The organism is Oleidesulfovibrio alaskensis DSM 16109, assembly GCF_000482745.1.
Taxonomy (GTDB): Bacteria; Desulfobacterota; Desulfovibrionia; order Desulfovibrionales; family Desulfovibrionaceae; genus Oleidesulfovibrio; species Oleidesulfovibrio alaskensis.
Genome location: NZ_AXWQ01000019.1, coordinates 1 through 21,236 on the forward strand (window position 1 = coordinate 1; position 21,236 = coordinate 21,236).

Consider the following 21,236-nt stretch of genomic DNA (forward strand, 5'->3'; position numbering starts at 1 on the left):
GGCGGCGGGATGAATACCCCGTACCTTGTGAGCTTCGCAGATGAAGTGCTTCCCGTCTTCGCTGTAGACCAGCAGGGAAGAAAGATCGCCGATATCGTAACGTACCTGCACAGCATGTGTGCGGCTGTAGAGTTCCGGCGCGTAATACCGTTCCCCAAAGATGCGGATGCCTTCGCGAGAAAGTTTGCGGACTTCTTTAGCCATCATTAGATGACGCAGTTTTGCTTCGTCCACGCCGGAGCCGCGCCCGGCCATAAAAACTTCTGCAGGGCATCTGCCGTTCAGATGGCCACGCTGGGGTCGGTTAATGTATTGGTCCACCCACCTGGCCACGGCAACGTGTGTCTCTTCCATGGTCAATGCCCGGCAACCGGATGCGTCCCACACCTTGCGGTGCAATAGCTCGCCTCGGTTAAGGCGCGGGGGCTTGGATTCAATATCGCGGCCAACATACGAAGGCACCCATTGTTCCAGATCGTGCAGGGTCCCGAAAAATCGCTCCACGGTCTTTGACTGCCCGTGGTAGGGCCATGCAAAAATGGTGTGAACGTTGAGCTCTTGAAACAGCCCCGCAATGCCGGTCTGGCGGAAATCTACCCCGTTGAAGTATTTGGAACGAAAGGCCCGCCCGTTATCCAGATAAGCGATGAGGGGGTATTTGCCGAGGGTGAGCACCGCACGACGAAAGGCGGAGGCGATAGCCTGCGTATTTTCCGTAGGCATAATCTCCCAGCCTACTGGGCAGTTGGAGGCCATGTCATACCAGAGAACAAGTTCCATGCGCTGGGGCTTGCCCGTCCATGGGTTCAACGTCTCAAAGTTCAACACGTGGCCGTCTGCAACGAGGATGTCGCCAACTTCAATAAGGCTGTAATCCCGGTCGATGAAAAACGCGGCTTTGTCGTTCCAGGCTTTTTTGCCCTCGCGGGTGTACACCCATGTACCGAAGTTTGTAGCTTTCCACTGGTCGAGAAAACGGCGCATGGTGCGCTCTGCGGGGACCTCTAACCCCCGAGCTTTCATTGCCGCGGACGCCATGCGTATTGCTCCTGAGATGGAAGGGTGGTTAGGGCGCAGGACGGCCGAAAGTAACAACTCCGCGTGAGATTCCGTCATGGCCATACGTTCTGCATTTGCACCGCCGCGCCGGTCTACCAATGCGGCGGCCGACCCCTCTCGTTGTATTTGAACCTTCCAGCGCTCAATGCTTTTCCAGCTTACCTTGTCGCCGAGGACTTTCAGCAGAGCGGGCCATGCACCGCCCACATAAGCGAGAATGAACTTATCGCGTGCGGCGGATTTTGCTCCATGCGGCGATTTGTCGAGCCAGTCTGTATATAGGGCAACCAGATCGGCGCGGGCCAGCGCTTTGGACTTCTTCGATTCACTGACGGCGGCGGTTGCAAGAGTCAGTTTGGGAGCGCGGTCTAAAGCATCCAGCTGATCTTGTGCGCAGGCTGCAAGCAGCTTGGTACGCGTGGCCTCCGGCATGGATGATATGATCCACTCGTTGCCGCCACCGCGCCCGGCACGAGGGCGGGATTGCCAGCCCTCGCGTTCGGCGCGACGAGTTATCGTCATGACGGTGACGTTGAGGGCGATGGCAAGTTCCTTCGCCGTATATGCGTCTTTCGCCTTGGCCATGATGCCCTCTGTTACTCCCTTACCTGCAGCCGCAGAAAAACTTGCTTTATCATCCAACCTGCATTGCGAATGTCGCGGGGGAAGGTGAACTGAGCCGCTTCGCTCTCCACGCTAACAGTCTTAAATAAATAGTAAAACAGCATCGCGCCGTTCGCCAGGCAGAAGCCTATTGATGTTGCGTCTGATACAGTTTCAAAATCCATCATGCATTCTCCTGCTTCATATCCTCAGGCAAGCTGAGGTACTTTTCGGGACACCCCATATCTCGCAATTTCGCCAGCACTTCACGATCATTACGAGTGCCACGCACTGTTTCCTGTACCTGCTGTGGATACTTCCCGAGCTCCTTGGCAATCCGCAGCATGTTGGTGCCACGCAAGCTGAGAAACTTCCTGATTTCCCAAGGATCGCGGTACCGCCCTGCGGCGCGTCCGGCGTGAGCGTTGACGTTCATTAAATACCTGCCTCCAATTGCTTCTTACGCTTCCGGGCTTCACGCTCTTCAACACAGGCCCGTCCGTAATCTCTCATTGTCTTGTCTTCAGGAGTCATCAACTCCAGCCCCATTGCCGCCAACACGGGCCGCAATGGGGCCGGATCGTTGGTGACCATGCAGAAGGTAAGAACGGCCAAAAGGGTGGGAGGATGTTCCCGATCCGCAGGGTTCAGCCACTTTTCAAGCGTGGCGCTCGTGACGCTCTTGGCGTTCCCGGCGCTCAGCCGGACACCTGCGAATCGGGAAATTTCAGACATCCTGTCGGCAATCATCTCTCGCGAAAGAACCCGCTGCGCACCAGCCACACGATGCATGGCGGCGCGTACCTGTGGCAGCACCCCGGCAAGCAGGGCAGCAGCCTTCTCATCATTCGAGCTATGGAACAGGGAGAGTTGCTCAGCCTTCATCTTACCGTCCGAGGTCGTGGTCGTTGCCGTCCGAAATGAGGCGTTGACCTGGTTCGACGTGCGGCTGTAAAGTGTTGTTGAAATTGTGTGTGTTTTTTACAACCGCCCACGACTGTCTTTTAACCGCATTTTTGCGTCATAGTCAACGCGTTTTTGCGTTAAAGTTTGCTTTTTGCGATTCCGCAAAAAAATGTAATTACTGCAGTAAGATGAGATGTGGTGGGCGTGTTAAAGTAACCGTTAAACTTTGATTTTGGAACTTTAACACCATGAGCGTTGGTAATAGAATAAAGCAGATACGAGGTAGGATGCCTCAAAAAGAGTTCGCTGCCACCCTCGGTATCGCCCAGAACACCCTTGGCGGTTACGAGAGGGATGAGCGTACCCCTAACGCGGAAGTGATAGTCTCTATCGCAAAAGTCTTTAACATCTCATTTGACTGGCTATTGACTGGTGAGGGCTGCAAATACAGAGAACAAAACGCAAAGCTGGTTCAACAGCCTTCACCCGACACAGGAGCCGGACCATGTCAGCGTTGTGCAAAACTGGAAAAGGAGCTTGATGACTTGCGCCAAGACCAGCGCAAGGAAAGGGAGAAAAATGATGCGCTGGTTCAAGCGCTGCTGAAAGAAAGGGATAGGCTTGAAGAGGCAAGTGCTACTGTACTGCGACTGACTCAGGATAACGCTGAGTTGCGCCTTCAGTTGGCTCGGGCCGCGCCGGAACCCGCTGAAGCCAACCGCAGAAGCGCTTAAATGGAAAAGGCGGGGGGAAAATCCTATTTCTGTTCAAGTGAAATAGGGACGCAGGTTTTTGTAAATATTATACTGGCCTGTAACGATTGTAGCAACCTTTTGATAGTTGAGAACATTTCACGACGGGAGGGGCAATGGTTACACTGCTTTCAATAGTTGGGCATATCGCATTTTTTGCCTTTCTAATCGGCATGATACGTCCTCAACTCGTTATTTGGTGGGGGCGCCGCAGCCGTAGGGACGTTTTAGTTCTTTACCTGTCACTCTTTATTGCGTCAGCTGCCGGGGCGAAGCTGTTTGCTGATAGCAGCCATGATGAGGGACAGGAGTATCTCGCCCAATTGCAAAAAGAAGCCGCAGAAGCAAGAAAAGAACGTGGTGAAGCGGTAGCGCCGCCTGCAAGTGTAGTTTCTGCAGAGGCGACCCCTAGTGCGGCCTCTGAAAAAACGTTTGCTCCCGGTAATGCAAAGCAGCAATGGGGAATGATGAATATAACCGCGGGCTCACAAATGGGGCTCGACACATTGTCGCAAGAATTAGGGAGCTTTGAGGAAGTGAAGGTGACAAGGTATAATCCAGCAATCATCAAAGCCTATTACTTCCGTGAGGCTGATATAACGGTGTATCTCAATGTTGGACAGCATGTGATTTCGCACTGGCGGTTAGGCCGAGCCAGCGAATAGATTTTTCTCATTTCGAAAGTACAAAAAGGGTGCAATCCAGAGATTTTTCTCATTTTGGATTTCACCCTTTGTTTTGCCCAGGCGGCCACGCTCCGTCTAAGCGTAACCCCGCACCAGTCCTAGTCTTGGCCTATGTTGGTCCTATGATCGTCCTGCCAAATTTAGGTTTAACGCCGTTTCTCATTCCGGATGTCCCCCTATATTTGCGTAAAGTCGCAAGCCGTGAAAATGCTGTATCTACAGCATGTTAAAAAATGGTTTTCCGCGCTGCTCTGCAAAAATAAAAAACAGTCTGTTTTCTGCTATTTCAACTGGTTACCCTGCATCTGATTTTGCTACCCTGTGCTGGTGATTGGCAAAATCTTGCAAAAACTTGCACAGAGTGCAAAACGTCATCCCCCGCGCAAAGGCTTGGTGGGCGCTGTTTTGCGGGCGTTTGCAAAGCCATTTTGATTGCACAAAAGCGATAGAAAAAGCGCGAAGGTTTGGTGCGGAGGAGTGATTTTTTTTTGAGGGGGAGCGTGTTTTTTTGCGGACGGCGGCGGGTATGGTGTGCGTGGTGATGAATCGGGGGGGGCTGCTTGGAAAGGTTGCAGCAGCAGGGACTTTACGCAAAATGCGGAAAGGGCCGGAGTGTTCTCCGGCCCTTTTTTTGTGCGGTGGTACCAATTGCAAGTTTTTGCAATGGGCTTGTTGCCTGCGGGTGCTCTTAGGTGCCTGCGTGAGACGGGCTTGTTGCAGGGTTGCTTATGTCGTGGCCATGGCTAGTTGCTGGGTGTTGTTGCCGCAGCCGCACCTTATGTAGGCGGCTTTGGCGCTGTTGCGCTAGTCTGCCGTTGTTTTGCACGTGGTGGCCTGTGTGTGGATGGCGGCGTACGCCGGTGCGGCATCTGGTATGTGGAGGTCCTCTTCCTGATGTGAATGTGTGTCTTCTTCCGGCAGGGCTTCTGCAAATTCCAGCAGTTCTTCAGACCAGCTGGCGCAGTCTTCCACTTCGTTGCCTATCAGGCACATGAGCGGGGCCAGCGGGTTGTCTTCCAGCTTCATCAGGTTGGAGAGGGCGCGCAGCGAGGCTGCTACATTATATAAGCGTGTGGGGACGTCTTCGCCTGCGGTCAGGTATTGGCAGTTGGTGCTCATGCGGCACCCCCTGATTGCAGATCTGCTGCAACGGTGGTGATGGTGTCGATAACGCCGGAGAGCAGGTTGTCAAAAAGGGGATCGGGGCAGCCGCGTTGTCTGCCCATGTTCAGATAGTCAGCAGCGGCAATGAGCGCCTGTGCGTGTGTTGTGGTGTCTGCCGAATGCTGCGGCTGTGCGGCAGGGCCGGAGAGTGGGCAAGCGGGGCCGTAGATGCGGCGGTCGCTTTCGGGGTGGGTACGCAGTGCCATAGGGCACCTCCTCTGGTGTAAATGTTGAATGGGGCCCTTTCTGAAAATAGAAAAAGGCCGGGAGCTTCAACACCGTCACCAGAACGGCCCATAAACTTTCCCCCGAAGGGTGTTGTATGGCTTACGGACTCCCGACCAAAAATGGCACGGATAAGCATTCACTGAATATGGCTGTCGCACTGGCCTGCCGTATACAGGACGCAAAAAAACCACTTCTTACGGGAGCGGAAGCCGCTGGTGAAACAATGGCGTGTTGAAGCGCCAGAAAAATATTGGCGTAAGTTGGGTGGGAAGTCAATAAGGCGTTTGTCTCATTAATGAGGCTATGTGGGGGTGTTTGAGTTGCTCTATTGAAGGAAATAGTGGGCTCTGGGTCGATAGAAAAAGGCCGGGAGCTCGTAACCGTCCACAGAACGGCGGAAGGATTTCCCCTTGCGGGTATTGTATGACCTTCCACTCCCGACCAAAAATGGCACGGATAGGCGTTTACTGAATATGGCTGTGGTACTGGTCTGCCGTATACAGGACGCAAAAGTGTCTCTATGCATGCGCAAGTATGAATTAAGTAAAACGTATTAATGTTCTTGTTCGGAGGGTGCTGGAGGTTGGGCCGAGACAGAAGTTGATGGCATTGCTGATGATTCTGCCGTTTCGTTTGTTTGAGTTTCTTGGTTATGCCTTTTTTCGACAAGTTGCTGAGTCTCGTGGATGAAGCGTTGTGCAAGATAAGAATTGAAAGCCATGACGCTTGCTGGGCCAAATTTTAATGTGAGTTCCTTGGTAAGACCGCTGTAATCTTCTATTGATGTGGGAAATTTTAGCACCCCCATAATTTCTGAGCCAGATATCAAAAGAAGTCGTCCATCTGAGGATTCGACAATGTGGAACTCCTGAGACTTCATTAAATTTTTAGGGGGGCGGAAATGAGCAATATTAAGAATTTTTTGGATCGATTTTGCTTTTGCAATGACTTGGTGAGTGCCTGTAATATCTACTTGGATATCTACACCTCGTTTTGACAGCTCTTTTGTGATTGCAGTAAATACTGTTATAAAAAACTCAGTATCACTAATTACTATTTCTGTAAGTTTCTTAATGTTCTCTATTAATTCACTGTGAATGCTATTTAGTTTTTTCTCATCAGGGGTATCTATTTTATCTATCAGAGCATTCAAGTTATCCATGTCTGAATAAATTCTGATGAGTTTTTCTTCAAGAATTAATATGTTTTGAATTGACTCTATATCAATTTTGTCTATTGAGCATAATAGCTTTTTGTCAATTCTTTCTAATGTTCCAATGTTGTGATTAAATTTTCTAATATGGAATTTGTCAGCTTTAATAGCGTTGTCAACAATCGTACAAAACATATTTATACTAGAATCAAATTGTTCCCTAAGTAAAAAAAGCGACGCACTCAATGCTAGCTTTGATTTTGATTCAGTATCCTTTTTTGTCTGATATAAATATATAAAAAAGGCAGAAAGGAATGGTGCAGAATAATAGACGAGGTCAGCAACAAATTTTAATGCCTCATATGATTCAATAAAGTTTTTTATTTTGACGAAATTAAGAAAAACTAAGGTGATAATGATCCCTAGTACGATGCTACCTGTTGTTCGATTTAGGAAAGATTTAAGCATTGCGCCCCCACTTACTGATGAAGATCTAACTATTTGCTATGATAACAAGTAACGCTGTGGGGGCGCAATGTCTTTTGGTTGCGGGAAGAGCAGCGTGCAGTGGGAAGATCTTCTTTTTAGTATGTTAGTCTTAAAAAACTTAGTAGGTTACGGGTAAAGCCTCTTTTAAATGAACTGTGGTTCCAGTTCCGAGAAATAGCAATGCAACTATACGGGCTGTAAGGCTTAGCGAACAGCGGGAAGGTGGCAGCCTTCCCGCCTTATATTTTACCCCACAACCCCCTCAATCCTGCCTTTATGTGTGCCCAGTCGTGCGGCGTGAGCTGCCACGGTTGGGCCTTCTACTATCTTGGGCGTTGCCGGATGGGTGTGCACGGCCAGCACGTCCAGCGCGGCTTTGATTTCGTGCAGGCAGGCCAGCAGCTCTGTAAACAGGTTTGTGCCGTCGCCTTTGCTTGATGTCAGCGTCAGCGCGCCTGCTGCCTGCAGGGTGATGTTGGCGGCCTCGATGCGCTTGTCGCCGCTGGCTGTTTCCGTGCTTGCGCCCTGTACTATGGTGGTATCGTCCGCGCCTATCTGTGTTTGCCGTTTGCCTGCAATGGTCGTCTGCTGGCTGGCGGCCTGTACTGCGCGTGCTCCCTGCACTGTGGTGGTCTGTGTATACTGGGGGATGCCCTGCAGCATGTCGTTAACGGCAATATCAAGGTTGGCCCAGTCGCCACCGGCACCAATGCGCAGTTCGTTTGCGGTGTTGCCCTGCGAAAGAATATTGGCGGGCAGGTTGTCACGCATGTACTGCAGCCAGCCTTTGTTCACGTCCTGCAGCAGGGGGTTGGTCTGCATGTCGGTATCGGCGGCGGCGCTGGTGCCGTACCAGCCGATTATTTCCATGTCGTTTGCCATGCGCTGCTGCACATAGCGGGCATACCGTTCTGCAAAGTCAGGAAACTTGGCCCACACATCAATAAGACGGTAGGGCATGGAAACGTCCGCGTTGGTCTGGTGCAGTTCGTACCCGCGTGCTTCAAGGCCCATGACGTTGCGGGGCTGACGTTCTTTGCCCGGCTGGCTGGTGTCTGTGCGGCTGGTTACGGGCGATGCGGCAAAGCCCAGAATGTTCTGGCCCTTCAGTTCGTCCACGGGCAGCATGTTGATTTTAGACAAAAAGGTGGACTGCTCCACAATTTTGTCCTGCAGCTTTTGCGCGATGGAGGGCGTGACGGAAAAACTGTGCTGCACGTCCTGCACGCCGTATGTGCTGGCAAAGCGGGCCAGCATGGCATTAAAAAGTTGTCTGGTGCTCTGTTGCAAGGTCTGGCTCCTGTGGCCCTAGTACAGGGCGGTGTTGTCGCCTGCGGGGCCGTGGCTGTCGGGTACTGCGGTGGCGGGGCGTGCGCTGGAAAGGCGCGTGGCAATGTCGCTTACCTGCTGGCTCAGTTTTTCAATGCTGGTGGCCAGTGCGGTGTAGCTGTCGGCATCTGCCTGCGCGGCAGGCTGTGCTGTTTCTGCGGGCTGTTCTGCAGGGGCGGTGCCGCTGGCAGCTTCGGGCCGGGCGGCGTTGGAAAACTGTTCCGTCAGCTTGCCCAGTGTTTCTGTCAGGCTGTCCAGCTTGCCGGACAGGGCGTCGAATTGCTCTTTCTCCATGGGGTCCTCTTGGTGTTGCGGTGCCTGTGCGGGGTCTTTTTCCGGCTGCTGGTTGAACAGCTTGTCTGCAAAGCGGCGGAACCAGCCCGGCATGGTTTCTTCCGGCTCAAGGCCGGTAAATTCTGTACCTGCGTAAAAGCGGCTGTGCGGGGAATGGCGGCGCGCGCTGAACTTCAGCTCGTCCGTACCCAGTGATGCGGGCGAATCGGTAATGCCAAGCCCCACCAGATACGCCTTGCCGGAATCGGCAAAGTTGCCGTCCAGTTCCATGGAAAAGAACAGGCGCTGGCTGTACTGGTTGTCGCGCAGGTAGCTGGCGTTGGGTTCCAGGCGGGCATACAGGCTGACCACGCCTTTTTCGGTGTGTTCTGCCTTCAGCTCCAGCACCTTGCCGTAGTTCATAAAGCGGAAGTGATCAGGCCAGATCATGGCGGTGTAGGTGGCGGGGTCGTAATTTTCCGCCGCATCCAGCAGCCATTGCGGCTCTATGATGCGCCCGTCCACCGTGGGGCCGGACTGGCCTATTTTGATAAAGTCGGTCTTCAGCTTGCTCATGCGTCCATGTAGACGCATTGCAAGGGCAAGAGCAAAGAAATACGGTCCGATATGCTGTATATCGGATGGGTTACAGGCGAGAAGGTGAAATAAGCATGCTATTGCCACTGCATGAGCAGCGGCAACAATTCACAAAAGACAGAAGCAGCACGCAACCAGCGTACATACCCTGATGAAATACGAACAGCGGCACGGGGCATGTATGTGCGCCGTTATACAGTTGCAGAAATTGCAGACACACTGTCAATACCAAAGCGGACCATATACCACTGGATAGCAGCGGAAGAATGGGACGCCCTGCTGAAACATGAATCCACAGAAGACGCCATAGCCCGCAGGCTGGCGCTGCTGGTAAGCCGCGACAATAAAACCCCGCGTGAAATTAAAGAACTGGATACGCTGGTCGGCTCTCTGGAGCGGCTGCAGAAGCTGCGCATACAGGAAGCCACCCTGCGCAGAAAAATGCTGGCGGGTGAAGCTGTAACGCCGCAGGAAGGTGAACCGCCCGTGGCGGATGCGGCAGGCCAGCCCCGCAAAAAGGCCCGCACCCGCAAGGTGAAAAACGATGTTTCCGGCCTTACCCCGTCGCTGTTTCAGGAAAAGTTCCATGTGCGTTTTTTTGACTACCAGCGCAGGTGGCGCAGCTTTCTGGAATATCGCAACCGCATGTTGCTTAAGTCGCGCCAGATAGGCGCCACGTGGTACTTTGCGCAGGAGGCCTTTGAAAACGCCTGCCTGACGGGTGACAACCAGATATTTTTATCCGCCACCAAGGCGCAGTCGCAGGTGTTCCGCAACTATATAGTACAGCTATGCGGCGAAGCCTTTGACATCACCCTGCAGGGCAATCCGCTTATATTGCATACCGCCCGCGGTGCGGCAGAACTGCATTTTCTTTCCAACAACTCAAAGAGCGCCCAGAGCTACCACGGGCATGTTTACATTGATGAATTTTTCTGGATTACCAAGTTCAGTGAACTGTTCAAGGTAGCCACAGGCATGGCCGCCCATAAAAAATGGCGGCGCACGCTTTTCTCCACGCCTTCCGCCATCACGCATGAGGCATACCCCCTGTGGACCGGCGATAACTTTCAAAAGCGGTTTGCCAAGCGCAAACCGTGGCCGGATGCCGCAGCTCTTGCCGCCGGAGTCATGTGTCCGGACACATATTTTCGCAACGTAATAACCTTGGCGCAGGCGCAAAAAGGCGGGTGTGACCTTTTTGATGTGAAGCAGCTGAAGCTGGAATACACCCCGCAGGAGTTCCGCCAGCTTTTCGGGTGCGAGTTCATAGACGACACGCAGGCCGTTTTTACGCTGGCAGGGCTGGAAGCCTGCATGGCAGATCCGGAAGACTGGCCCGACGTGCAAAAGGGCAGCACGCACCCCGTGGGCAATGCTCCGGTATGGGGCGGCTATGACCCCAGCCGCAAGCGCGATGATGCTTCGTTCGTCATTCTGCTGCCGCCGCTTAAGGCGGGTGGGCCCATCCGCATGGTGGAGCGGCACAAGTGGGTGGATAAATCGTACCTGTGGCAGGCAGAGCGCATCAGAGAGCTGACGCAAAAGTACAACTTCGCCCATCTGGGTATCGATACCACCGGCCCCGGCATAGGCGTGTACGAGCAGGTCAAAAACTTCTGCCCTGTGGCTGTGCCCATCAACTATGCCGTGCAGTCCAAGGCCATGCTGGTGCTTAAAGTCATGGAAGTGGTGGAGCAAAAGCGCCTGCAATGGGACGCGGCGGAAACCGACATCGCCCACGCCTTTTTAACCATTCGCCAGACAACCACAGATAACGGCCAGATAACCTATGCCGCCAGCCGTAGTGCGACCACAGGCCACGCAGACGTGGCATGGGCCACCATGCACGCCCTTGCGGCAGAGCCGCTGGCCCGCCCCACAGGCCACAACAGTTGTACCGTGGTTATCAGCCGATAAAACAGAACCCGTCATCAGGAAACTTCAATGGCAAAAAAGCATAGAAAAACAGCGGCAAAAGCAGGCAGCAGCAACGTGCAGGCGTTTACCTTCGGCGATCCGGAGCCGGTACTTTCCGGCGCGGTGTATGATGCGCTGGGGGTGTGGCTGCTGGATAACGGCAAATACTATTCGCCGCCGGTACCGCTGGCCGGTCTGGCGCGGCTGCTGCGTGCAAACGCCTATCACGGGCCCATACTGGAGTTTAAAACCAACGTGACTCTGCGCGGGTTCAAGGCTTCGCCTGTGCTGCCGCGCCGCGTTATGCACGCCATGACAACGGACTATATGGTGTTTGCCAACGCCTATCTGCAAAAGGTTGTTAACTGGTATACCATTTCCCCCAGCGCGCTGGACTTGCACGAACAAACAAGAGCGGCCCTGAAACAATGTTCAGGGCCGCATCAGGTACAGTTGTTGTTGGGGTAAGAGCCTCTATTTTTCAGCTAGATAACTCCGTTTTCCCGGAATTACTCCCCGAACGCCGCCTGTAGGCTCTTCGCAGTCACCCTTTCTGCGTGGAATAAGGTGGATATGCGCGTGGAAAATAGTTTGGCCAGCATCAAAACCGTTATTTACGCCTATATTGAAGCCTGTAACGGATGAATCTTCTTGCTGGATGTTCTCTTTCAGCCGTTGCAGCAAAATATCTGCATCGGCTTTTTCTTGTGCTGTCAGGCTGAAGTAGTCTGGCGTGTGTCGCTTAGGAATGATGAGACGATGCCCCTGTGTGACGGGGTATTTGTCTTGAAGCACAACACAAGTGCCGTATTCATCCTCTACGTTGCCATTGGCGGCAAGTGTGCAAAAAATGCAAGAGCTGTTATTTGACAAACTCAAACCCCATAGATTCAAGGTCAGCAACTATGGCGTGCAGATCTTCGTTGCTACTGTTTACCTCTGGTACAAAAAGGCGCGTGTGGCCATCGTCCAGAAGTGCGTAAAGAGTCTGTAAAAAATGTGCCTTAAGCTCTGGAGACTCTAGCCACGTGTCAAGGGTGCCCCAGTGCGCTTGCATTGCCCCATTTTTATTGGGCTTCTTACCCCATAAATGGATAGAGGCAATGTTGTGCCTGCATTCGGCCAGTGGCTGCAGCACCTTGTCAATGTCCTGTCTTGTACGTGGCTTTGGCCCGAAGTGGGCGGAAAACAGCTGTGGAACATCCAGGCAAAGGCGCAATTTTAAACTTTTGCGGTCAATAATTTTTGAAAGGGCGATTACGTCATCCCGTTTGCTCAGTGCAAAGCGCCCCCCGCTATAACGCGTGCCGTGCCGGTTTTCGATGACAATGCGTAAAGGGGAAAAGTGAGCGCTTAATTCTGCTTCGAAAGAAGCATAGATTGCCGCAAAGTCTTCCAGCGTGGGGCAATAGTCCGTAAAGGGCGGATGAATTTCAACTATGGTTGGAGCAGGGTGGCCTGCGCACAGTCGAATGATGTATTCGCAAAACTCGGTAGCCCATTGCGGACCATGCCAAAGGCGGGGAATGCCGGATTTATGACTTTGTCTTATCGTCGCCAGACCTTCCAGCGCTGGTTGTGAAAACTCTCTTGTGCCTGCCGAGTACTCGGTGTGCAAACAATATGCTTCTGCGGGCCGTAATTGTTTAACATCAAAGTGGGCGGCAAGCTCTGCAATGGCAGGCTTGATATGGGATGGATAACGCTTTGTGTGATATTGGACAGGGATAAGTTTTGGCATATGTAACTCTTGCTATGGCAAATGAATACAAAATATTACGTTGGGTATGGTCAAGAGTCAACGGGCGGTAAATATGCCCTTTGGACTTGCACGAACAAACAAGAGCGGCCCTGAAACAATGTTCAGGGCCGCAGCAGGTACAGTTGTTGTTGGGGTGAAGATATTGTTTTCTGCTGGCCAACTAAATGTTTTTTTATGCTGGTGTTGCGCAAACTGAGTTGTCTTGATAACGGATTTCAAAATTGGAATACCGTATTGGAGGTAGCTATGTGGAAGGTTTTTATCGTTGCCGTTGTGTTGGCTCTGGCTCTGCCTGTCGTGTGCATGGCAGATCAGAAGCAGCCTGAAAAACAGGCTGAGCTGCAGCAATTGCCCGAGTATGAAAATTGCCCGAGGCCGGAAAAAGACGCCCCCCGGCCGAACAAGCAAAAAGCCCGTGCTGCCATTATGCTGGATGTTATACAAAAACATCCGGAAAAAGCTTTGGATATTATGGAACTGTTGATGGAGCGCAAGATGAGTGTCGGCTTGCGCGAGGGCATTACTACGACTTGTGCAGACTACATTATTTTTATTAGGGGTAATGAAAAATTTGATCCGCCCTTTTTAGCTACAGGGCGGATCTTTGGCGACTTTAAGTAGCCATGCTGTTAAATTTTTGAGCAGGAGACATCAATAGCATCCACGGCGCAGACGGTAATGCACTCCATGCAGCAGTTGCAGTTGGGAATGTTAGCAGTAACTACTTTTTTGCCTAGAAATTTGAATACACCCCGTTTGCATGCGATTACGCATGCACCGCAATTTGTGCACTCCCAAGGGTTTATGTAAATTCCAAAACAACTTGGCATGCTATTCTCCTTTGTTAAATGTGCCAAAATTTAGATCGGTGTAAACGTGGTGTGGTGTAAATATCTCTGCATCCGTTTTTGCTAGGAACGTACAATAGCAAAGCGCCCGCATTACATTCCAGTGATGCGGGCGCTTTTTGTGTCGGGTAAAGGTTGTTATTGCAGCAAAGGGAGTCGTTGCAAGGGGAATACTTAATCTTTTATCAACGCCAGCAAAGAGCTTTTGTAGGGGGCTGTGCCCTGTCGGTACACCTCAGGGAACCTGTCTGTAATCCTTGCCACTTCAAACAGGCTAGGACTAAGCCAGAGTAATAGCTGCATTATTGACGAGTATCTTTTTCGTAAGATGTCCAGCCTTTTCCAGATGGGTTCATGATGAAAGACTCGATTTCTAAACTTGCGAATTTCGTTCAGTTCGGTGGCTAAATAGCCCCTGTCTCGGTATGGTTTTACAACGTTACCAAACGCGCCGTTCAGCAATACAGGGACAAGGCTGGCCGCATATGACTTGTTGAAGAGTGCTGTCCAAAAGCCAAATTCCAGTTCTGCTACAATTTTCCCTGCTCGCTTATGGTCTTCTGGCTGCAGCTTTCCGCGAGCCTTGGCAACTTGTCCGGTCTGGTATTTTGTCAGGCAGTTGCCATCAAACCAGAGGGCGCTTCCGTAATGCGAAGCTAAGGTTTGATGCATCGCGTTACGCAAGGCAATTTCCAGGTGCTGTAAAGGCGTATAAAGAGCCGCCCCTAGTTCGGCGTTCCACATGTACCGGAGTAGTGCGTCAAAATGTGTCTCGCCAGAATAGCGGTAAGCGCCTAAGCGTTCTTCTGAAAGTGATTCAGCTACCAATTGCGTAAAAAGCCCTTGCATGTCGTGAATCCTGTGTATATATATGTCTTGCAGAGCTTGGGAGAAGACCCCTCTTGGATTTATGCCAATGAAGTCCCCAAGCCATTGAAATCAAACCCCGCATTAGCGGGGTTTTTCTTTTTTATCAATGTAAACAACATGCCCCCGTCACAGGAATTGTGGCGGGGGCGTTTTGTTTATGTTCGATTGCTTGCAGGCAGCTGTTCCTGCCTTTCCAGCGTGTCACCGCAGGTATGCAGGTCTGTGGCCAGCAGGGATAGCAGCAGCGAAAGGCCACCCATGGTTTCGGGTAGGTTGGCGGCCAGCGTGCGCAGGGCTTCGGCGTGTCGGTAGATGCGTTCTATAGGGTCACTGTATGACATGAGGCGTCTCCTCTTGTGGCAGGGCGGCCTGCATGCGCTCTACATCCCCCGCTAGCCAATGCAACTGTCGGCTTAGCACGTCCAGATTTATCATATGCAGTTTGTTCTGGTGCAGGGCCAGCTTCAGCATACGTCTGGTAGTGCTTATCTGTCCGGCCAGATCGGCCAGATCATCTGTCAGCCGCGCTAATCCGGCTATTACGTCCACGGCGTCTTTATAGATTGGGTTCTGATGGTTGGCACTCATGCTATGGCCTCCGCAAAAGATGAGTGTGTGTTAACGCGGTGTGGCGTAATGGCTGGATGTGTATTGGCGCATACCGCAAAGCCGATACCAGAGCCAGATGTCTGCCACAGAAAAATGGCAAAGAATGAAAAGAGGTTTGCAGCATTCATGATGCCGCCCCCGTTTGCAGATCTGCGGCAACGGCGATGATGGTGTCAATAACACCGCATAACAGATTGTCGAAAAGGGGATCGGGGCAGCCGCGCTGCCTGCCGATGTTCAGGTAATCGGCAGCGGCAATGAGCGCCTGTGCATGAGGCATGGTGGAAGGCTGGGCCGCAGAATGCGCGGCAAGGCCGACCATAGAAGCTGGGCAAGCGGAAACAGCAACGCAGTGCTGGCTGCCGCTTTCGGGGTGGGTACGCAGTGCCATAAGGCATCTCCTAGTGATTGTTCAATTGGCAGGCTCGATTATGAGGACTGCCGGGAGCTGAACACCGCACTAGGTCGGCGGGCGTATTTCCCTTGCGGGTATTGTATTAGCCGCACTCCCGGCAGCAAAGTTCGTGGAATGTTTTGGATGCACCTTTGGTAATGACGAAAGCACGGTTCCGCAAGGGTGCAGGTGCACCAAAAGGACCAGCTTTCCCCTTTCAAAGGGCATAAAAAAGCCACGGCTGACGGGCGTGATAGCCGCCTAGTGTTATTGTAGGTGTGTTCAGCACCTAAGGATAAATTGACCTATATGGGGTTGGTGTGTCAAGGGGCCACTGCTCTTGCATAGTCTAAATACTCTTGCTGTGGAGTCCTAACCTCACTCCATCGATTACGTTGGTACGCAGTTAGTCCTGTAGGACATTCTCTTTGTAAACAATATGTAAGGGTTAGTCTGTTTTTTGCTCTTGATACCCCAACAAAGTAAGTACACAAGTTTTCATTTCTATTGTCGCCCCAGAACGTTTCTTCTTCAATTGATTGTATTATAACTGCTTCGAATTCAAGGCCTTTAGCTTTGTGTATAGTGAGCAGTCTTACTGCAGCGATTTCTCCTCCAGCACGGAGCGTGTCAATAAAGCTATAACCATTTATGAGAGAACTTCGTATAACATCCTGAGTTTGGGTGATGATTTCTTGAAGGCGAGCCTCTTTTTGGTACTCATGTGAGAGCATAGCTAGACGCGAATTTGTTAACGTGCTGAGTAACTCGTTTACTAGCTGCCATTTAGTATCAAAATTCATATAGTTTTCAGGTGATAACTTGATGCGCTCGGTGTTTTTATTGATTAGCGCCTTGATGACACTTGATAACTGCTTTGACTCATCGCTATTTTCTAGTGTGTTGAGCATACTAGAAAAACGCGTCCATGCTTGTGGTTCCCTTTCACCAAACAATATCAGAAGGTAATCAATGATGATAATGCACACGGGTTGCTGCATAAGGTCCTGTGTTGCATATTCTTCACGAAATGGAATGTTATTTTCGACAAGCTTGGTAATTACTTTCTGCAGAAATTGCCGTGGTTGATTGCGAACAAGTATAGCGATTTCGCTAATTGGTATCCCTTCATCGATCCACTTTTGGATTTGGTCTCGAATGAAGCTCGCTTCCGCGTCGCAGTTTGGACACTCAACTATTGCAATCTCCCCATCGTCACTTTCTTCCTCTAACTCTCTGGCAGCTTCTGGCTCAAGTGAACGTACTATTTCGTTTTGCATTCTTTGGAGACGCATTTGCGATCTATAGTTGAAGTATAGTCTTGTTACAGTAGTATTAAAATCATGATGGAAATGGTTAAAGACACCTTCAAGAGCATTTGCCCATCCCATGATTCTTTGTTTGATATCGCCTACGGCAATAATACGAGCATTACTTGTTGAAAAGGCAAGCTTTAGAAGATGATATTGCCTGTCTGTGCAGTCTTGAAATTCATCTAAAAAAATATCTGTATATGTGGCTTGTAATGCTTTTATAGCATAACTACAGTTTTCTAAAATAGAAATTGCAAGAGGCAAAAAGTCATCATAAGTAATTTGCTTGTTTGTTACTCTAACATCACCGATGGTATAATCAGGGTCAAGAGCATCAAGTCCTGTTAGTGCGGGACGGAATTTGTCAATTAGCATTAAAGAAAAAGCATGGAATGTATAACTGTCGAAACGCCTCGCAAGCTGAAGTCCACTTCTTTTTTTTACCCGATCCTTTAAATTTTTACTCGCATCAGCTTTAAAAGAAATTGCCAAGATGCGTCTAGGATAGGGCGTTGTTCCTGTGCGAAGCAGAAAATCTGCCCTTTGAGCGAGGACTTCTGTTTTTCCTGCCCCAGGTCCTGCTGTGACAAGTAAATTCCGATCTGAAAAAGTGGCAGCGTTATGTGCATTAGGCTCTAATTGTTCTATGCCAATGGGGCGCCATTCTTCTGGTTTAATCACTCTGGGATCCCCCCTAATAGTGATTGTACTTTTGCTATTAATATTTCCAGAGCCTCGGGCATGTGTGTTGCTAGCTCTTCATCTGTGAGCTTGGCTAAAGCCTGTAGATGGGCAGCGGGCTTGCTCCCCAGCTTGAAGAGCTTGTGATATTGAGCAAACAGTGCTTTTTGTGACGTAGAATATTGCTCCAAGCAGGAGTACCTCTTGCCCAAAACTGATTTTATTGTAGTTTGACTTGGTTCTTCCAAACCCTCTATGTTTTCTATTCCATAAGCTGAAGAGAATTGTTCAAGCATTAAAAAGTCAAGGTCTAAGGGTGTGGAGTAGAAAATGTTTGAACGTGTAAAACATGTGAGAAGGCCATCTTGTGGATTTTTTGATACACAATCCAGAATGTGAAAATATTTTTCTTGCCAAGCCTCGGTGGCATCTCTAGGGACTGCTTGGCAAAGATAAGACTCTGGACTGTACTCTTCCATTTTATCATACGCATAGTGAAGCCTTCCCCATCCCCCTTGGTAGCGTCCAACATCTAAGTCAAGCAATGTGACAAATGGAATTTCTAACCCCGTCAGCAGCCGCCAAAAATGATTTACGTGACGGCCCCCTAATGGTGCGATTACAACTCCTGCGTGGTCTACTGGCATTCCTTTTGCCTGAAATAGCTTTGGAAGAACTATAAGTTCACTGTCTCCTTCGCCAAGAACCACAAGCCTTGCAAAGAATACCTCTGGGTAAGCCATTACTGCTTGTCTCACAAACTTGTGAGCTTCGTCTGTGTTAGGCGGTAAAGTTACTGTTTTAACAGTAGCTGTTCGCTCAGGGCTTAAACGAAGGTACCGTATTTGTTCAGGCGTAATGCGTTTTAAAATGGATGGTGCATGCGTTGCTATGATTGACTGGGAGGTGTCTTGTTTCCCTAAAGAATGAAGGGCGTTAATAATTCTACCGAGGTAGTGAGGTGCTAAGCTGTTTTCAGGTTCCTCCACAGCGAGGATGGTAAAAACTGCGGGGTGTAGCTTGTCTGTATTGACGTTTGTAACTTGTTGAGAAAGTGCGGCTTGTCCAAAGTTATGTGCTGCAAGGACAAGAGCAATATACAGAAGTGATTTTTGCCCGTCACTAAGACGTGAAAATGGTATACTGGCTTGCCCATGGGCTGGGCTGAAGTGGATGTTTATGTGGCGTAAAAAAGATTCAATATCGTTAGATCCAAAGCTAAGTTGGGGATCTTTAAAAAAATTCCCTCGGTGGACAGCTTGCCAGTAACGCTCAAGAGTCTGATTAAAACAAGAAATAGTTGTGTTTTCTGCAAGACAACCTGCGGCACTGCACGCGAGGTCATTAACATTTTGCTGCTGCCCGTCCCATCTGGTTGCACGAAGGATTCTTCCAAGTAGTGTATTTATTCCATAAGCGATATGAGATGCAGGATCTCGTCGAGCAGGAAGGTAATGTAGTTGGATGTCATTTCTATCAAGTTTGCTTACTGGAAATTTTTCATAGCTACTATCGTTTATTACTCTTGTAACATACGATAAGTTAGCTTCAATCTCTCCCAGTTGGTTGATCTCTGCTTCAAGCCTGTAACGTACTGTCGGAGGCAGATCGGGGGCTTCGAGTCGCATATGCCTGAATTGTGATGCTATTGGGTTTTCAGAAAACAAATCATCCAATTCAAGTTCATGAAATCTAAAATCCGCCTCTATCCAAAATTGGTTATTAGATTCATCTAAGTTTTCACTATTGGATACATGGAAATCTGATTTTTGGATTTTTCTGAGGGCTGGATCAAAAGCAAACATTCTGCTTAAAGCTTGGAGCACAGCAGTTTTGCCAGCACCATTAGGGCCAATCAGTGCAGTCACTTTTTCAAAAGAAACTGTGGTTGGCGCTGGACCAAAGCACTGAAAGTTTGAAATACGAAGGCATTCGAGTTTCATTCTGTCCCCCTGTATTGGTTGCTGCGTAGTTAATACTAGGTTTTTTTATCCTGCTGCTGCGAGTACTCATACCTCTCTCTTTCAGTGAGAGCAATAGTTAAACAATTGATAGCTGTTGGATGTATAGAGTGATTTTTAAAAGCCCCCTACCTTCAAGGTGACGGGGCTTTTTTTATGGGCAGGGGAGAATGTTTTCTTCCATTGCGGGGTGGGGGGTATCGGAAAGAGGTAACAAAGGTAACAAGACGAAATGTTGAGTTTTTAAAACAGTTATTTCATGGTGTTATGTTTCAAAATCTTGTTACCTCAAAAAGGTAACAAAAGGTAACGGATAAAGTAACAATCAATAAATACAGACAGTTATTGTTTCGCTAAAAAGTTAGAGGAGGTTACAAATAAAGGTAACATTGTTACTCTTTGTTACCTTTTTGAGGTAACAAAAAAAATGAATGTAATATGCTGTATATATTACTATAAATTTTTAAATATTGCTTTGTTACCTTTGTTACCTCTTTCCGATACCCCCCTTTGCTTGGAATTTTTTTGTACGTAACGCGTGCGCATGTACGCGCGTATGATGCGCGTGCTGTATGTGGCATTATCCTGATTTGATTATGTTTGCTGCTGTGTGGTCTGGCGCTGGGACGTTTTTCCTACGTACCATTACTGTATGGGAGCCATAAAAAAAGCCGGAGGATGTCTCCGGCTTTTTTGAGAAGGGGGCTTATTTCTCAAACACCCAGCACTTGATGGGTTTATCCAACAGCTTTGAACGGATAGTCTTATTGGCCCCTATCAACTTGTGGCGCCGGGAGTGGGGCAGCAGCTTTTTCAGCAACGGCATATCCAGAAGGGGTTGGTTGCTTTTTTGCGATGCCTCGCGGAACTGGTTCAGGTTTAGGGCTATCTGGCTTGGCTCCGGAGAGTGGTTCAGGTTGTTCAGCGTGTCGCTGGTGCGTTCCGAAGATATGTAGTCGTAAATCTCCCAGAACTGCTCCACGATGGGATGGTCAGAGGCCATACGGTTTTCTCGTGCTTTGGCCCGTTCCAGCAGATAGCTGGTCAGCCCTTCCTGCAGGCGGGGCTTCATGGTGGGAAAGAGCAATTGCAGAGCATGGCCACAGGCGGCAACCTGTGCATGGTTCTTGATGATTCGCTCATTCCTTAGCCCGCTTTGCAGGTATTCGGCCTCTATGCGGTCAAAGGCTGTCAGGTAATGCTGCAGAATGGCTTCTTGGGCTATGACAGAGTCAGAAACGCCATATGGGATCACGCATGGCCAGCGTCCAGTGGATTGCGTTACGCCCGCGGTGCCTTGGGAGCAGCGACGGGTGATAGGCGAGAATCCCGTGTCGGGCTTTGAGTAAAGCCCCCGCACCGATATAACGATGGCAGTGGGCTGCCACCATGAGGTCGCAGTGCGGCAGATGCTTAAGGTTTGGTATGACCGGAACCCCCGTGTGTTTTAGGGCAAGCATAAAGCGGTCATCAGTTTTTTCCGGTGAAGCGGCCACAATACTAAGGGCCGGTATTCTGCCTAGCGCGTGCAAAACCTCTGTGGCCAACCAGCCTTGTCCTAAGATGGCCACCTTCATGGGCGATCTCCCATGTAGCGAAAGCCCTGTACCGCCCGGAAGTGACCTCCATAACCCGATTT

24 protein-coding genes are annotated in these 21,236 nt (G+C 50.1%); 5 read left to right on the forward strand and 19 right to left on the reverse strand.

Going from position 1 to position 21,236, the window contains the following annotated elements; translation table 11 throughout:
- The 4 genes from H586_RS0111300 to H586_RS0111315 form a co-directional block, all read right to left on the reverse strand.
- Positions 1-1,644: Mu transposase C-terminal domain-containing protein (locus tag H586_RS0111300; RefSeq protein ID WP_027182077.1), on the reverse strand; the 1,644-nt coding region annotated here is incomplete at its 3' end.
- Positions 1,645-1,655: 11 nt separating this feature from the next.
- The gene (locus H586_RS0111305; protein ID WP_027182078.1) at positions 1,656-1,850 is read right to left on the reverse strand and encodes a hypothetical protein; all 195 of its coding nucleotides are present in this window, start codon (positions 1,848-1,850) and stop codon (positions 1,656-1,658) included.
- Positions 1,847-2,098, reverse strand: a complete 252-nt coding sequence (locus tag H586_RS0111310) for a hypothetical protein (RefSeq protein ID WP_011367240.1) — start codon at positions 2,096-2,098, stop codon at positions 1,847-1,849. Before H586_RS0111310 ends, H586_RS0111305 begins: the two co-directional genes overlap by 4 nt.
- Entirely contained in the window at positions 2,098-2,547 is a 450-nt protein-coding gene (locus tag H586_RS0111315) for a hypothetical protein (RefSeq protein ID WP_011369068.1), read from the reverse strand. Before H586_RS0111315 ends, H586_RS0111310 begins: the two co-directional genes overlap by 1 nt.
- 269 nt (positions 2,548-2,816) lie before the next feature.
- Between H586_RS0111315 and H586_RS20170 the strand changes: the two genes are divergently transcribed.
- Positions 2,817-3,302 carry a helix-turn-helix domain-containing protein gene (locus tag H586_RS20170; protein ID WP_081701833.1) on the forward strand — a complete coding sequence of 162 codons (486 nt, stop codon included), beginning with the start codon at positions 2,817-2,819 and terminating at the stop codon, positions 3,300-3,302.
- A 134-nt stretch (positions 3,303-3,436) separates the two neighbouring features.
- Positions 3,437-3,985, forward strand: coding sequence for a hypothetical protein (locus tag H586_RS0111325; protein ID WP_027182080.1), 549 nt, complete (start codon positions 3,437-3,439; stop codon positions 3,983-3,985).
- 825 nt (positions 3,986-4,810) lie between these two features.
- Here H586_RS0111325 and H586_RS0111335 read toward each other — a convergent pair.
- The 5 genes from H586_RS0111335 to H586_RS0111355 all read right to left on the reverse strand — a co-directional run bounded on the left by H586_RS0111335 (position 4,811) and on the right by H586_RS0111355 (position 9,218).
- Positions 4,811-5,125: a hypothetical protein gene (locus tag H586_RS0111335; protein WP_027182081.1), complete on the reverse strand. Its 315-nt coding sequence runs from the start codon at positions 5,123-5,125 to the stop codon at positions 4,811-4,813.
- Positions 5,122-5,376, reverse strand: coding sequence for a hypothetical protein (locus tag H586_RS0111340; RefSeq protein WP_027182082.1), 255 nt, complete (start codon positions 5,374-5,376; stop codon positions 5,122-5,124). The genes H586_RS0111335 and H586_RS0111340 overlap by 4 nt, the downstream gene beginning before the upstream one ends.
- A 575-nt stretch (positions 5,377-5,951) precedes the next feature.
- Positions 5,952-7,019: a hypothetical protein gene (locus tag H586_RS0111345; protein ID WP_027182083.1), complete on the reverse strand. Its 1,068-nt coding sequence runs from the start codon at positions 7,017-7,019 to the stop codon at positions 5,952-5,954.
- A gap of 267 nt (positions 7,020-7,286) precedes the next feature.
- A complete protein-coding gene (locus tag H586_RS20475) occupies positions 7,287-8,330 on the reverse strand; it encodes a P2 family phage major capsid protein (RefSeq protein ID WP_155891386.1) in 1,044 nt (347 codons plus the stop codon).
- 18 nt (positions 8,331-8,348) lie between these two features.
- Complete coding sequence (locus H586_RS0111355; protein WP_027182084.1) at positions 8,349-9,218, reverse strand: GPO family capsid scaffolding protein; 870 nt, start codon at positions 9,216-9,218, stop codon at positions 8,349-8,351.
- Positions 9,219-9,329: 111 nt separating this feature from the next.
- Here H586_RS0111355 and H586_RS0111360 point away from each other — a divergent pair, with 111 nt between their 5' ends.
- Entirely contained in the window at positions 9,330-11,159 is a 1,830-nt protein-coding gene (locus tag H586_RS0111360; protein ID WP_051363996.1) for a terminase large subunit domain-containing protein, read from the forward strand.
- A gap of 27 nt (positions 11,160-11,186) precedes the next feature.
- Positions 11,187-11,627, forward strand: a complete 441-nt coding sequence (locus tag H586_RS19055) for a hypothetical protein (RefSeq protein ID WP_027182086.1) — start codon at positions 11,187-11,189, stop codon at positions 11,625-11,627.
- A 6-nt stretch (positions 11,628-11,633) separates the two neighbouring features.
- Here H586_RS19055 and H586_RS20480 read toward each other — a convergent pair whose 3' ends face one another.
- Both H586_RS20480 and H586_RS0111370 read right to left on the reverse strand, forming a co-directional pair.
- Positions 11,634-12,032 carry an HIT family protein gene (locus H586_RS20480; protein ID WP_234702961.1) on the reverse strand — a complete coding sequence of 133 codons (399 nt, stop codon included), beginning with the start codon at positions 12,030-12,032 and terminating at the stop codon, positions 11,634-11,636.
- On the reverse strand, positions 12,022-12,900 hold the full coding sequence (locus tag H586_RS0111370) for a hypothetical protein (protein WP_027182087.1): 879 nt from the start codon (positions 12,898-12,900) through the stop codon (positions 12,022-12,024). Before H586_RS0111370 ends, H586_RS20480 begins: the two co-directional genes overlap by 11 nt.
- A gap of 267 nt (positions 12,901-13,167) precedes the next feature.
- Here H586_RS0111370 and H586_RS0111375 point away from each other — a divergent pair, with 267 nt between their 5' ends.
- On the forward strand, positions 13,168-13,542 hold the full coding sequence (locus H586_RS0111375) for a hypothetical protein (RefSeq protein WP_027182088.1): 375 nt from the start codon (positions 13,168-13,170) through the stop codon (positions 13,540-13,542).
- A 401-nt stretch (positions 13,543-13,943) separates the two neighbouring features.
- On the opposite strand, the gene H586_RS19060 is transcribed toward H586_RS0111375, so the two are convergent.
- The 8 genes from H586_RS19060 to H586_RS19065 all read right to left on the reverse strand — a co-directional run.
- Entirely contained in the window at positions 13,944-14,618 is a 675-nt protein-coding gene (locus H586_RS19060) for an Abi family protein (RefSeq protein ID WP_051363997.1), read from the reverse strand.
- A 176-nt stretch (positions 14,619-14,794) separates the two neighbouring features.
- Positions 14,795-14,980 (reverse strand): hypothetical protein, encoded by a 186-nt coding sequence (locus H586_RS0111385; protein ID WP_027182090.1) that lies wholly within the window; start codon positions 14,978-14,980, stop codon positions 14,795-14,797.
- A complete protein-coding gene (locus H586_RS0111390; protein ID WP_027182091.1) occupies positions 14,967-15,227 on the reverse strand; it encodes a hypothetical protein in 261 nt (86 codons plus the stop codon). The genes H586_RS0111385 and H586_RS0111390 overlap by 14 nt, the downstream gene beginning before the upstream one ends.
- 145 nt (positions 15,228-15,372) lie before the next feature.
- The gene (locus H586_RS0111395) at positions 15,373-15,639 is read right to left on the reverse strand and encodes a hypothetical protein (protein WP_027182092.1); all 267 of its coding nucleotides are present in this window, start codon (positions 15,637-15,639) and stop codon (positions 15,373-15,375) included.
- Positions 15,640-15,965: 326 nt separating this feature from the next.
- Complete coding sequence (locus H586_RS0111400; protein WP_027182093.1) at positions 15,966-17,636, reverse strand: UvrD-helicase domain-containing protein; 1,671 nt, start codon at positions 17,634-17,636, stop codon at positions 15,966-15,968.
- Entirely contained in the window at positions 17,633-19,579 is a 1,947-nt protein-coding gene (locus tag H586_RS0111405) for an ATP-dependent nuclease (protein WP_027182094.1), read from the reverse strand. The genes H586_RS0111400 and H586_RS0111405 overlap by 4 nt, the downstream gene beginning before the upstream one ends.
- A gap of 724 nt (positions 19,580-20,303) precedes the next feature.
- Entirely contained in the window at positions 20,304-20,852 is a 549-nt protein-coding gene (locus tag H586_RS0111410; RefSeq protein WP_027182095.1) for a hypothetical protein, read from the reverse strand.
- On the reverse strand, positions 20,830-21,236 hold a 407-nt coding region (locus H586_RS19065), incomplete at its 5' end, for a formyltransferase family protein (RefSeq protein WP_267878772.1). The genes H586_RS19065 and H586_RS0111410, both read right to left, overlap by 23 nt.